The organism is Mycobacterium sp. NGS27, assembly GCF_059813005.1.
Genome location: NZ_JCALDT010000002.1, coordinates 351,634 through 364,427 on the forward strand (window position 1 = coordinate 351,634; position 12,794 = coordinate 364,427).

Annotated in this window: 12 protein-coding genes; 11 read left to right on the forward strand and 1 reads right to left on the reverse strand. The window is 67.5% G+C overall.

Annotated elements, in window-relative coordinates:
• Positions 1-39 precede the first annotated feature (39 nt).
• Positions 40-1,236 carry a cysteine desulfurase-like protein gene (locus tag AC5Y30_RS06325; protein WP_499917241.1) on the reverse strand — a complete coding sequence of 399 codons (1,197 nt, stop codon included), beginning with the start codon at positions 1,234-1,236 and terminating at the stop codon, positions 40-42.
• Between the two features lie 117 nt (positions 1,237-1,353).
• Here AC5Y30_RS06325 and AC5Y30_RS06330 point away from each other — a divergent pair, with 117 nt between their 5' ends.
• From AC5Y30_RS06330 to AC5Y30_RS06380, 11 genes are all read left to right on the forward strand, one after another.
• Positions 1,354-3,351, forward strand: a complete 1,998-nt coding sequence (locus AC5Y30_RS06330) for a DUF6541 family protein (protein ID WP_499917242.1) — start codon at positions 1,354-1,356, stop codon at positions 3,349-3,351.
• Positions 3,352-3,432: 81 nt separating this feature from the next.
• Positions 3,433-3,879 (forward strand): bacterial proteasome activator family protein, encoded by a 447-nt coding sequence (locus AC5Y30_RS06335; protein ID WP_499917656.1) that lies wholly within the window; start codon positions 3,433-3,435, stop codon positions 3,877-3,879.
• 20 nt (positions 3,880-3,899) lie between these two features.
• Positions 3,900-4,739, forward strand: a complete 840-nt coding sequence (wzt, locus tag AC5Y30_RS06340) for a galactan export ABC transporter ATP-binding subunit Wzt/RfbE (protein ID WP_499917243.1) — start codon at positions 3,900-3,902, stop codon at positions 4,737-4,739.
• Positions 4,732-5,652, forward strand: a complete 921-nt coding sequence (glfT1, locus tag AC5Y30_RS06345) for a galactofuranosyltransferase GlfT1 (protein ID WP_499917244.1) — start codon at positions 4,732-4,734, stop codon at positions 5,650-5,652. The genes wzt and glfT1 overlap by 8 nt, the downstream gene beginning before the upstream one ends.
• Positions 5,649-6,479 carry a galactan export ABC transporter permease subunit Wzm/RfbD gene (gene wzm / locus AC5Y30_RS06350; protein WP_499917245.1) on the forward strand — a complete coding sequence of 277 codons (831 nt, stop codon included), beginning with the start codon at positions 5,649-5,651 and terminating at the stop codon, positions 6,477-6,479. Before glfT1 ends, wzm begins: the two co-directional genes overlap by 4 nt.
• Positions 6,480-6,567: 88 nt before the next feature.
• On the forward strand, positions 6,568-7,455 hold the full coding sequence (locus AC5Y30_RS06355) for a TauD/TfdA dioxygenase family protein (RefSeq protein ID WP_499917246.1): 888 nt from the start codon (positions 6,568-6,570) through the stop codon (positions 7,453-7,455).
• A 102-nt stretch (positions 7,456-7,557) separates the two neighbouring features.
• The gene (locus AC5Y30_RS06360; RefSeq protein WP_499917247.1) at positions 7,558-8,037 is read left to right on the forward strand and encodes a GreA/GreB family elongation factor; all 480 of its coding nucleotides are present in this window, start codon (positions 7,558-7,560) and stop codon (positions 8,035-8,037) included.
• A 111-nt stretch (positions 8,038-8,148) separates the two neighbouring features.
• A complete protein-coding gene (locus AC5Y30_RS06365) occupies positions 8,149-8,514 on the forward strand; it encodes a GtrA family protein (protein WP_499917657.1) in 366 nt (121 codons plus the stop codon).
• 90 nt (positions 8,515-8,604) lie between these two features.
• Positions 8,605-10,005, forward strand: a complete 1,401-nt coding sequence (gene dprE1 / locus AC5Y30_RS06370; RefSeq protein WP_499917248.1) for a decaprenylphosphoryl-beta-D-ribose oxidase — start codon at positions 8,605-8,607, stop codon at positions 10,003-10,005.
• A complete protein-coding gene (dprE2, locus tag AC5Y30_RS06375) occupies positions 10,006-10,770 on the forward strand; it encodes a decaprenylphospho-beta-D-erythro-pentofuranosid-2-ulose 2-reductase (RefSeq protein WP_499917249.1) in 765 nt (254 codons plus the stop codon). It begins immediately after the preceding gene.
• A 2-nt stretch (positions 10,771-10,772) separates the two neighbouring features.
• Positions 10,773-12,794 (forward strand): galactan 5-O-arabinofuranosyltransferase, encoded by a 2,022-nt coding sequence (locus tag AC5Y30_RS06380; protein WP_499917250.1) that lies wholly within the window; start codon positions 10,773-10,775, stop codon positions 12,792-12,794.

Consider the following 12,794-nt stretch of genomic DNA (forward strand, 5'->3'; position numbering starts at 1 on the left):
ACGCCGGATTCCCGCCGTGAGTGCACACGCGATGACGGTCTAGCCGAGCGACGCGAGCGCGCGCACCAACTGGTCGACTTCTGCCGTCGTCGAGTAGTGTGCCAGGCCGACCGTCACCGCGCCGCCGACGTCGTTGACGCCCAACACGTCGAGCGCGCGGGAACTTTCGTTGGTGACGGCCAGAATTCCGTTGTCCGCCAACCGCTGAACGACTCGCTCGGCGGGCACGCCGTTCAAGGCGAAACTGACCACCGGGATCCGCACCTCCGGGCGGCCGATCACCATCACCAACGGCAGTGACCGCAACGACACCATCAGATAGTCGTAGATCCGGTTCAGGTACGACGTGGCGGATTGCATCGATACCGCCAGGCGTTCGCGCCGGCCGCCGCGGGCGGATTCGTCGAGCGACGCCAGGTACTCGATGCTGGCCACCACCCCGGCCAGCAGACCGAACTGGTGCGCACCGATCTCCAGGCGGGCCGGCCCGACGGCCTTGGGATCCGGCGAGATGGAACTGAACGAGTTGAGCAACGCGGGATCGCGGAACACGATCGCGCCGATCGGCGGACCGCCCCACGCCGCGGCGTTCACCGCCACCACGTCGGCGTCGGTTTCCTTGACGTCGAGCAGCCTATAGGGCGCGGCGGCGGAATGGTCGACCACCGCAAGGCCGCCGACGTCGTGCACCAGCTTGGTCATCGCCCGCAGGTCGGTGACCGTGCCCAGCGTCGCGGAGGCCGAGGCCACGGCGACCAGCCGGGTCGACTTTCCGATGAGACCCTCCCACTGCCACGTGGGGAGCTCACCCGTCTCGATGTCGATCTCGGCCCACTTGACCTTGGCGCCGTACCGGTGTGCCGCGCGCAGCCACGGGGCGATGTTGGCCTCGTCGTCCAAGCGGCTGACGATGACCTCGTAGCCCAGGCCGGCCCGCGACGACGACGCCTCGGCCAGCGCCGACAACAAGATCGCCCGATCGGCCCCCAGCACGACACCCGCGGGGTCGACGTTGAACAGATCGGCCACCGCCGCCCGCGCCGCCTCCAGAACGGCGGCACTGCGCTGCGCGGACGGGTGTGCGCCCGCCGTCGTGGGACCGGACCTGCGGAAAGCCGTCGACACCGTGGTCGCGACGGAATCTGGAATCAGCATCCCGCTCGGGGCGTCGAAGTGCACCCAGCCGTCACCCAGCGACGGATGGAGTCCGCGCACCCGGGCGACGTCATATGCCATGTGGGCCACCTTAGGGCTTCCGCTTTTTGCGAAACTGTGACGGTAGCGGGTCCCACAGACGTTCCGGCCAGTTGGTGGCCTCCCGAGCCAGGGCACCCGGCCAGCCATACTAGTCGAGTGGGGCTCTGGTTCGGAACGCTCATTGCATTGTTCTTGCTGATAGCGCCCGGGGCGATCATCGCACGCATCAGTCAGTTGTCGTGGTCGGTCGCTGTCGCGGTCGGCCCGGCGCTGACCTTCGGCATGGTCGCGCTCGCCATTATTCCGTTTGGCGCCATCGGAATTCCGTGGAACGGCTGGACCGCGCTGGCGACGCTGGTCGTGGTGTGCCTGCTGATGATCGTGCTGCAGTTGCTGCTGGCCCGTTTCCGCGACCGCGAAGCGGAAGCTCGCGGGGTCAGCCGCTGGCCGGCCATCACGGTGGGGGTGGGCGTACTGCTGGGCGCCCTGCTCATCATGTGGGCCGCCTACCGCGGACTGGCCGCCCATTGGCAGACCATCCCGAGCACCTGGGACGCGGTCTGGCACGCCAACGAGGTGCGTTTCATCCTGGACACCGGCCAGGCGTCGTCGACGCACATGGGCGAGCTGCGCAACGTCGAGACCCATAATACGCTGTATTACCCGTCGGTGTTCCACGCCCTGATCGCCGTGTTCTGCCAGCTGACCGGGGCCGCACCCACCACCGGCTACACACTGACGTCGGTCGCGGCATCGGTTTGGCTGTTCCCCACCAGCGCGGCGATGCTGACCTGGCATCTGGTGCGGCGGCACACCACCGAGTGGCGCAGCGCCGGAGCGGCGGCCACCGCGGCGGCGCTGTCGGCATCGTTCACCGCCGTCCCCTATGTCGAGTTCGGTGTGGCCGCGATGCCCAACCTCGCCGCCTATGGGGTCGCGGTTCCGGCTTTCGTCCTGATCACCACCACGCTGCGGCACCGCGACCGCATCCCGGCGGCCATCCTGGCGTGGGTGGGCGTCATGTCCGTGCACATCACCGGCGGGGTGATCGTGCTGTTGTTCCTTGCGGCCTGGTGGCTGATGGATGCGGTGTGGCGTCCGGTGCGCGGCAGGCTGGCCGACCTCGTCGCGCTGGCCTGCGTCGCGGTGGTCTCCGGACTGATCCTGTTGCCGCAGTTCATCAGCGTTCAGGGGCAGGAAGACATCATCGCCGGACACTCCTTTCTGACCTACCTCAGCAAGAAACGCGGACTCTTCGACGCCGTCTTCCAGCACTCCCGCCACCTCAACGACTTCCCGTACCAGTACGGGCTCATGGCGCTCGCGATCCTCGGCGGGCTGCTTTTCGCCTACAAGAGGATCTGGTGGCCGCTGGCGGCGTGGCTGCTACTCGTGGTGGTCGATGTCGACGCGGGAACGCCCCTCGGCGGTCCGGTCGGTGCGGTGGCCGGGATGATCGGCGAGTTCTTCTACAAGGACCCGCGCCGGATCTCGGCGGCCATCACCCTGCTGCTGGAGCCGATGGCCGGCGTCGCGCTGTTCGCGCTCGTCGTGGGCTCCGTGGGCCTCGCGAAACGGCTGGCCGGGCGGGTTCGACCGGCCCTGGCAGGCGACTGGCGCCTCGGGCCGGTTCCGGTGTGGACCGCCACCACAGCGGTGCTGCTGGTGGTTATCACCGTGCTCACCGGGCGCCACTACCTGTATCGGCACATCGTGTTGTTCGGCGACAAGTACGACTCGGTGATGATCGACCAGCGCGACCTGATGGCGATGGCCTATCTGTCCAAGCTGCCCGGCGCCCACGAAACGTTGATCGGCAACGCCAACACCGACGGCACCGCCTGGATGTACGCCGTCGCCGATCTGCATCCGCTGTGGACCCACTACGACTACCCACAGCAGATGGGCCCGGGTCCCAACCGGTACATCTTCTGGACCTCGGCCCGCAAAGGCGAATCCGATCCGCGGGTGCTCGAAGCGATCAAAGCGCTCAATATCCGGTACATCTACACCAGCACGCCGACTGTCCGGGGGTTCGCCGTACCCGAAGGACTAGTGTCACTGGATAAGTCGAAGTCGTGGGCGTTGATCTACGACAATGGCGGTGCCCGAATTTATGAATGGCGACCAAACGGCACGACGCCACACCCATAGTCCACAAAGGATGGTGAAGGATTGAGTACCCGCAACGATGACGACGACGTCGAAATCATCGGTGGCGTCGACCCGCGCGTGATGGCGCTCACCGAGGACGACGCCGACGAGCGTTCCCTGACCGACCTGGTCGAGCAGCCCGCGAAGGTGATGCGCATCGGAACGATGATCAAGCAACTGCTCGAGGAGGTGCGGGCCGCACCGCTGGATGAGGCCAGCCGTAACCGGCTGCGGGAGATCCACGCGACCAGCATCCGGGAACTGGAGGAGGGCTTGGCGCCGGAACTGCGTGAGGAGCTCGATCGCCTGACCCTGCCCTTCAACGAGGACGCCGCGCCGTCCGACGCCGAATTGCGCATCGCCCAAGCGCAGTTGGTCGGCTGGCTGGAAGGGCTGTTCCACGGCATCCAGACCGCGCTTTTCGCGCAGCAGATGGCCGCCCGCGCGCAGCTGGAAAAGATGCGCCAGGGCGCCCTCCCTTCCGGCATCGGCAAGCCGGGCGCGCCCGGGCACGGCCAGTACCTGTAAGCGACCTCGAGTAGGTGACGGTGTCGGGTCCTCACATCGAGACGCACAACGCGTGGGTGGAGTTTCCCATCTTCGACGCCAAGTCGCGCTCGTTGAAGAAGGCCTTCTTGGGCAAAGCCGGCGGCACGATCGGACGCAATAGCTCCAACGTGGTGGTGGTCGAAGCGTTGCGTGACATCACCATGTCCCTCGAGTTGGGTGACCGGGTCGGCCTGGTGGGCCACAACGGGGCGGGCAAATCGACTCTGCTGCGCCTACTTTCGGGCATCTACGAGCCCACCCGGGGTTGGGCGACGGTCACCGGCCGGGTCGCACCGGTCTTCGACCTCGGCGTCGGCATGGACCCCGAGATCTCCGGCTACGAGAACATCATCATTCGCGGTCTGTTCCTGGGGCAGACGCGAAAGCAGATGCTGGCCAAGGTCGACGAGATCGCCGAGTTCACCGAGCTCGGCGACTACCTGTCCATGCCGCTGCGCACCTATTCCACCGGCATGCGTGTCCGGCTGGCGATGGGCGTGGTCACCAGCATCGACCCCGAAATCCTGCTGCTCGACGAGGGCATCGGCGCGGTGGACGCCGAGTTCTTGAAGAAGGCGCAGTCGCGGTTGCAGAGCCTGGTGGAGCGCTCCGGAATCCTGGTATTCGCCAGTCATTCCAACGAATTCCTGGCGCGGTTGTGCAAGACGGCGATGTGGATCGACCATGGCGTCATCCGGATGTCCGGGGGCATCGAGGACGTGGTGCGCGCGTACGAAGGGGAAGACGCGGCCCGCCACGTCCGCGAGGTGCGGGAAGAGACCCAGCAGACGAATCGGCTCGAGACACCCCTGGCCCAAAGAGCATCCGGGGATGAGTGAGACCGTCTTCGCCGTCGTCGTCACCCACCGGCGCCCCGACGAACTGGCCAAGTCGCTCGATGTGCTGAGCACGCAGACCCGGCTGCCCGATCACCTCATCGTGGTGGACAACGACGGCCCGGGTTCCGGCCGCGTTCGAGACCTGGTGGCCGGCCAACCGATCCCGACCACCTACCTGTCATCGCGCCGAAACCTCGGCGGCGCAGGGGGTTTCGCGCTGGGCATCCTGCACGCGCTGGCCCAGGGCGCCGATTGGGTGTGGCTGGCCGACGACGACGGCCGCCCACAGGACTCCGGCGTCCTGGCCACCCTGCTGGCCTGCGCCGAAAAGTACGGCCTCGCCGCAGTATCTCCTATGGTCTGCGACTCCGACGACCCGGAACGGCTGGCCTTCCCGCTGCGGCGTGGCCTGGTATGGCGCAGGCGCGCAAGCGAACTGCGCACCGAAGCGGGGCAGGACCTGCTTCCCGGGATCGCCTCGCTGTTCAACGGCGCGCTGTTTCGGGCCACCACCTTGGACGCGGTCGGCGTCCCGGACCTGCGGCTGTTCATTCGCGGCGACGAGGTGGAGATGCATCGCCGGCTGGTGCGGTCCGGCCTGCCGTTCGGGACCTGCCTGGACACGATCTACTTGCACCCCTGCGGATCCGACGAGTTTCGCCCGATTCTGGGTGGCCGCATGCACACCCAGTATCCCGACAACCACACCAAGCGGTTCTACACCTACCGCAATCGGGGCTATCTGTTGTCGCAGCCCGGCCTACGCAAGCTGCTGGTGCAGGAGTGGGTGCGGTTTGGTTGGTTCTTCCTGGTGAGCCGTCGCGACCCGCGCGGTCTGCTGGAATGGATCCGGTTGCGGCGCTTGGGGCGTCGCGAGCAGTTCGGCAAACCAGCAGAGGAGCGACGCACATGACGTTCGTCGACGCGGCGGCACAGTCGCGCACCCTTACCCGCGCCCGGGGCGACCTCGTCGCAGGCTTTCGCCGGCACGAGCTGTGGCTGCACCTGGGTTGGCAGGACATCAAGCAGCGCTACCGTCGCTCGGTGCTGGGTCCGTTCTGGATCACCATCGCGACCGGAACCACGGCCGTCGCGATGGGAGGCTTGTACTCCAAGCTTTTTCATCTCGAGCTGTCGCTGCATCTGCCGTATGTGACGCTGGGCCTGATCATCTGGAACCTGATCAACGCCGCCATCCTGGAGGGCGCCGACGTCTTCGTCGCCAACGAGGGACTGATCAAGCAACTGCCCACGCCACTCAGCGTGCACGTCTACCGGCTGGTGTGGCGGCAGATGATTCTGTTCGCGCACAACATCGTCATCTATGTCGTGATCGCGATGATCTTCCCCAAACCGTGGTCGTGGGCCGATCTTTCGGTGATCCCGGCGCTGGCGCTCATCGTGCTCAACTGCATCTGGGTGTCACTGTGTTTCGGCATCCTGGCGACCCGCTACCGCGACATCGGACCGTTGCTCTTCTCGGTGGTGCAGTTGCTGTTCTTCATGACGCCGATCATCTGGAACGACGGCACCCTGCGACAGCAAGGCGCCGGTCGCTGGTCGAAGATCGTCGAACTCAACCCGCTGCTGCACTATCTCGACATCGTGCGCGCCCCGCTGCTGGGCTCGCATCAGGAACTGCGGCACTGGGCCGTGGTGCTGATCTTGACGGCCGTCGGCTGGTTGCTGGCTGCCTTCGCCATGCGCCAGTACCGCGCCCGGGTGCCGTACTGGGTGTAGGACCGTTCGGGATCGTCCACGCGGCCATGCTTGCCGGGCGTTCGTTTTGGGTGGACAGTCGTGCACAGACGAACGACGGAGGGCGCCGATGGAGATCGTGCCGTTGGGCCCGGGCTTTGCCGCGGAATTGCGCGGCGTCACCATCCACGACGTTGCGGCCGACGACGCCGCATACGCGACGGTGCGCGCGGCGTTTGAGGAGCACTCGGTTCTGGTCCTGCGCGACCAGGACGTCACCGATGAGGCGCAGCTCGCGTTCTCGCGCCGCTTCGGGCCGCTCGAGGTCACCAAGCCGAACACGCAGGGCCACGGCACCAACCTGGTGATCCTCACGACACTCGACGACCAGGGCAACGTGGTGGCCGAAGATGACCGGATCGCGCTGGAGAACAAGGCCAACCAGCTCTGGCACACCGACAGTTCGTTCAAGCCGGTGCCGGCGCTCGCCTCGGTGCTGTCGTCGCGCATCGTGCCGGCGCAGGGCGGCGAGACCGAGTACGTCTCCACCCGGCTCGCGTTCGGGCGCCTCGATCCGGCATTGCAGCGGCGACTCGAAGATTCCTTCGCCTGGCACGAATACGCCTTTTCGCGCGGCAAGATCGCGCCCGACCTCGTCGGCCCGGCCGAACGGGCCGCGCTGCCGCCCCAATGTTGGCGCCTGGTGTGGCAGAACCCGGTCAACGGCCGCAAGGCGCTGTACATGGCCTCGCACGCCTACGCGATCGAGGGCATGGAGCGCACAGCCGCGCAAGAGCTGCTCGCCGAGCTGACCCGGGCGGCGACCGCCCCCGGCACGAGCTATCTGCACTCGTGGCGCGAGGGCGACGTGGTGATGTGGGACAACCGCGCGGTCATGCATCGCGGCCGGCCCTGGCCGGCGCGACAGCCGCGCCACATGGTGCGGAGCACGATCGCCGCGACGGCCGCCGACGGGCTCGAGGCGATGCGGGCGCCGACACGCCGGGCGGCGCAGTGACGGCGCCGGTGCTGGGAAGCCGCGCGGCCGGTGCTGGCGGGCCGCTCGTCGCGGTGTCACACTGAAACGCCACCTGAGCAACCGGGCGAAAGGTCCACCGACGTGAGCAAAAAGGTCCCATCGGCAGCGGACGCCGCGCGGAGCAACCTCGAAGCGGAGCTGGACCGGCTACGGCAACGGCGCGACCGCCTCGAGGCCGAGGTCAAGAACGACCGCGGCATGGTTGGCGATCACGGCGACGCGGCCGAGGCGATCCAGCGCGCCGAGGAACTGGTGGTGCTCAACGACCGCATCGGCGACCTGGACCGGCGCCTGCGGACCGGGCCGTCGGAGTCCGACGCGTCGGAGACGCTGCCCGGCGGCACCGAGGTGACCCTGCGGTTCGCCGACGGCGAGGTCGTCACGATGCAGGTCATCTCGATCGTCGAGGAAACCCCCGTCGGCCGCGAGGCCGAGACGCTGACCGCGCGCAGCCCGCTGGCCCAGGCCCTGGCCGGGCGCAAAGCCGGCGACACGGTGACCTACTCGACGCCGCAGGGCGAGAACCAGGTCGAGCTGATCTCGGTCAAGCTGCCCCGCTGACGCTTGCGGGAAGTGCCCGCCGGCCCCGTTAGACTCCCCTCGATGGTTGCCCCGCTGCCCGGTTCCGCGTCCGAAGAGGTGCGCGCGGACTTGAGCCTGACGACGCAGGTCATTCGGTTCGTCGTCACCGGCGGCCTGGCGGGAATCGTGGACTTCGGGCTCTACCTGCTGCTGTGGAAGGTGCTGGGCGTACAGGTCGACCTGTCCAAGGCCACCAGCTTCATCGTCGGCACCATCACGGCCTATCTGATCAACCGCCGCTGGACCTTCCAGGCGACCCCCAGCACCGCCCGGTTCGTCGCGGTAATGGTTCTCTACGCCATCACGTTCGCCGTCCAGGTCGGGCTCAACCATCTGTGTCTGGCTCTTCTGCACTACCGCGGGTGGGCGCCCCTCGTCGCGTTCGTGATCGCGCAGGGCACCGCGACGGTGATCAACTTCGTCGTGCAGCGAGCCGTAATCTTCCGCATCCACTGAGCCGCCCTCGCCAAGCCCAGATTGCCCGCCTCCTCAGCGGGACGCCCGCGTCCCGCATCGTCGTCGGAGCAGGCGGTACCCTCTTTGACGATGTCGAGCACCGATCCCCTGACCAAGCCCGCCCGGCTGACGGGCTTCGGGCGCACCGCGCCGTCGGTGGCCCAGGTGCTCTCCACCCGCGATCCGGAGGTGATCGCCAAGGCGGTAGCCCGGGTGGCCGACTCCGGCGACCCCAAGAGCCGCGGCGTGATCGCGCGCGGGCTGGGCCGCTCCTACGGCGACAACGCGCAAAACGGCGGCGGCCTGGTGATCGACATGACCGGGCTCAATCGCATCCACTCGATCAGCGCCGACACCCGACTGGTCGACGTCGACGCCGGCGTCAGCCTGGACCAGTTGATGAAGGCGGCGCTGCCGTTCGGGCTCTGGGTTCCGGTGCTGCCGGGTACGCGCCAGGTCACCGTCGGCGGCGCGATCGCCTGCGACATCCACGGCAAGAACCACCACAGCGCGGGCAGCTTCGGTAACCACGTCCGGTCGATGGATCTCCTCATGGCCGACGGCACCGTGCGCACCATCACCCCGGACGGCCCGGACGCTTCGGATGCCGAGCTGTTCTGGGCCACCGTCGGCGGCAACGGCCTGACCGGGATCGTGCTGCGCGCCACCATCGCCATGACGCCGACGGAGACGGCCTACTTCATCGCCGACGGCATCGCCACCCGCGACCTCGACGAAACGGTCGCCGTTCACCTCGACGGCAGCGAGTCCAACTACACGTACTCCAGCGCCTGGTTCGACCTGATCAGCCCGCCGCCGAAGCTGGGCCGGGCCGCGGTCAGCCGCGGCAGCCTGGCCAAGCTCGATCAGCTGCCGAAGAAGCTGGCCAAGAACCCGCTGAAATTCGATGCGCCGCAGCTGTTGACGGTGCCGGACGTGTTCCCGGTCAGCGCGATGAACAAGCTGTCGTTCATGGCGATCGGCGAGGTGTACTACCGGCTGGGCGGAACCTACAGCGGCAAGATCCAGAATCTGTCGCAGTTCTACCACATGCTCGACCTGGTCAGCGGCTGGAATAACGCCTATGGCCCAAGGGGTTTCGCCCAACACCAGTTCCTGGTCCCGCCGGACGCGATGGACGAATTCAAGGCCATCATCCGCTGGATCCAGACCAGCGGCCACTACTCGGCCCTGAACGTGTTCAAGCTTTTCGGCCCGGGCAACCGCGCGCCGCTGAGTTTCCCGATGGCCGGCTGGAACGTCGCCATGGACTTCCCCAACAAGCCGGGGATCAACGAGTTCCTCAACGAACTCGACCGGCGCGCACTGGAATTCGGTGGGCGGGTGTACACCGCCAAGGATTCCCGCGTGAGCGCCGAAACCTTCCACGCCATGTATCCACGCATCGACGAATGGATCGCGGTGCGCCGCAAGGCCGACCCCTTGCGGGTATTCGCCTCCGACATGGCCCGACGTTTGGAGCTGCTCTAAATGGTGCTCGATGCCGTGGGGAATCCACAGACCATCCTGCTGCTCGGCGGGACCTCCGAGATCGGCCTGGCAATCTGCGAGCGCTACCTGCAGAACGCGCGCGCACGGATTGTGTTGGCCGCCATGCCAAGCGACCCCGGCCGCGACGCCGCGGTGGCGCAGATGCAGGCCGCCGGCGCGCGTTCGGTCGAGCTGATCGATTTCGAAGCCACCGATCCCGACACCCACCCCAAGATGATCGAGGCGGCCTTCGGGGGCGGAGATATAGACGTGGCCATAGTCGCGTTCGGCATCCTCGGAGATGCCGAAGAGCTCTGGCAGAACCAGCACAAGGCGGTGCTGGCCGCTGAAATCAATTACACCGCAGCGGTTTCGGTGGGTGTGCTGCTGGGCGAGAAGATGCGGGCGCAGGGCTTCGGCCAGATCATCGCGATGAGCTCCGCCGCCGGCGAGCGGGTGCGGCGGTCCAACTTCGTGTACGGCTCCACCAAGGCGGGATTGGACGGCTTCTACCTGGGCCTCGCAGAAGCATTGCGCGAGTACGGCGTTCGCGTGCTTGTGATCCGGCCAGGCCAGGTGCGCACCCGGATGAGCGCGCACGTCAAGGAAGCCCCGCTGACCGTCGACAAAGAGTATGTCGCCAACCTCGCGGTGACCGCGGCCGCCAAAGGTAAGGAATTGGTTTGGGCACCAGCAGCATTCCGTTATGTGATGATGGTGTTGCGACACGTCCCGCGTCCCATCTTCCGCAAGCTTCCCATCTGATAATGCGTAACGCGCTGGCCACCCTCGGCCAGATGGCTTTGGCGGTGCTGGTCGCGGTGGCCGTCGCGGTGGTATCGCTGAGCGCCATCGCCCGGGTCCAGTGGCCGGCCTTTCCGTCGTCCAACCAACTGCACGCGCTGACCACCGTCGGGCAGGTCGGCTGCGTGGCCGGCCTGGTCGCCGTCGGCTTTGGCTGGCGGCGCTGCGTCCGTCCCCGCGGCCGGCTGCTAGCCCAGCTGGCCGGGCTGGTGTTCGTCTGCGCGTTCACCGTCGTGACCCTCGGCATGCCGCTGGGCGCGACCAAGCTGTATCTGTTCGGCATCTCCGTCGACCAGCAATTCCGCACCGAATACGTGACGCGCCTGGCCGACAGCCCCGCCCTGCGCGACATGACCTATCTCGGCCTGCCCCCGTATTACCCCCCGGGCTGGTTTTGGATCGGCGGGCGCGCCGCGGCGCTCTGCGGGACGCCGGCTTGGGAGATCTTCAAGCCGTGGGCCATCACCTCGATCACCATTGCCGTCGCGGTCGCGCTGGTGCTGTGGTGGCGGATGGTCCGCTTCGAATACGCGCTGATCGTCACCGCCGCCACCGCGGCGGTGACGTTGGCCTACGGCTCGCCCGAACCCTATTCGGCGATGATCACCGTGCTCTTGCCGCCGATGCTGGTGCTGACGTGGTCGGGACTGCGCGCCGGTGAGCGTGGGACTGGCCGCGAACCCGACGCCGAGCGTGAAACTAACTGCACAGTCGAGTCCGAGCGTGAAACTAACTTCACACTCGCGGCAGGGCAGCGAGCGCAGCCGGACGCGCCCCGGCGAGCGGGTTGGGCGGCCGTCGTCGCCGCCGGGCTGTTCCTCGGCTGGACGGCCACCTGGTACACGCTGTTGTTCGGGTTCAGCGCCTTCACGATCGGGTTGATGGCCCTGTGGCTGGCCGGCGTCCGCTGGCGGCGCAACCGGAAGACCGGGGGCCTCAAGGCCGCGCTCGATCCACTGCGGAGGCTGGCGGTGATCGCCGGCATCGCCGTGGTGATCGCGTGCACGACGTGGCTCCCATTCGTGGTGCGGGCGGTGCACAGCCCGGTCAGCAACTCCGGCAGCGCCATGCACTACCTGCCGGCCGACGGCGCGGAGTTGACGTTCCCGATGCTGCAGTTCACGCTGCTGGGCGTCGTCTGCCTGATCGGCACCCTGTGGCTGGTGCTGCGGGCCCGTTACTCCGTGCGGGCCGGCGCCCTGGCCATCGGCGTCCTGGCCCTGTACCTGTGGTCGCTGCTGTCGATGCTCACCACGCTGGCGCGCACCACCTTGTTGTCGTTCCGGCTACAGCCGACCCTGAGCGTCCTGCTGGTCGCCGCCGGGGCGTTCGGCTTCGTCGAACTCGCGCAGACCCTGGCCGCCGCCGGCCGCGACCGCGGCTGGGGTCGCGCCATAGCTCCGGTGGCCGGCGCCGTCGGCCTGGCCGCCGCGATCGCGTTCAGCCAGGACATCCCCGACGTGCTGCGGCCCGACCTCACCATCGCCTACACCGACACCGACGGTCACGGGCAGCGCGGGGACCGGCGGCCACCCAGCGCCGAGAAGTTCTACGCGACAATCGATCACGCCATCACGCAGGTGACCGGCAGACCCCGCGATCAGACCGTCGTGCTGACCGCTGACTACAGCTTCCTGTCCTTCTATCCCTACTGGGGATTTCAGGGGCTCACCTCGCACTACGCCAACCCGCTCGCGCAGTTCGACCTGCGCGCCGCGCAGATCAACAAGTGGTCCAACCTCAAGACCGCCGACGAGTTGATCCATGCCCTGGACACCTGCCCGTGGCCGCCGCCGACGGTCTTCCTGATGCGGCGCGGGGCGGGAGGCAACTACACCCTGCGCCTGGCCGAGGACGTGTACCCCAACCAGCCCAACGTGCGGCGCTACACCGTCGATCTGCGCGGAGCCCTGTTCGACAACCCGCGCTTCGTCGTTCAAAGCGTCGGCCCGTTTGTGCTGGCCATCCGCAAACCGGGGATGTGA

Coding starts and splice junctions, on each gene's coding strand:
- AC5Y30_RS06325 (WP_499917241.1), bottom strand. CDS start 1,236: ATGGCATATGACGTCGCCCGGGTGCGCGGACTCCATCCGTCGCTGGGT.
- AC5Y30_RS06335 (WP_499917656.1), top strand. CDS start 3,433: ATGGCGCTCACCGAGGACGACGCCGACGAGCGTTCCCTGACCGACCTG.
- glfT1 (WP_499917244.1), top strand. CDS start 4,732: ATGAGTGAGACCGTCTTCGCCGTCGTCGTCACCCACCGGCGCCCCGAC.
- wzm (WP_499917245.1), top strand. CDS start 5,649: ATGACGTTCGTCGACGCGGCGGCACAGTCGCGCACCCTTACCCGCGCC.
- AC5Y30_RS06355 (WP_499917246.1), top strand. CDS start 6,568: ATGGAGATCGTGCCGTTGGGCCCGGGCTTTGCCGCGGAATTGCGCGGC.
- dprE1 (WP_499917248.1), top strand. CDS start 8,605: ATGTCGAGCACCGATCCCCTGACCAAGCCCGCCCGGCTGACGGGCTTC.
- dprE2 (WP_499917249.1), top strand. CDS start 10,006: ATGGTGCTCGATGCCGTGGGGAATCCACAGACCATCCTGCTGCTCGGC.
- AC5Y30_RS06380 (WP_499917250.1), top strand. CDS start 10,773: ATGCGTAACGCGCTGGCCACCCTCGGCCAGATGGCTTTGGCGGTGCTG.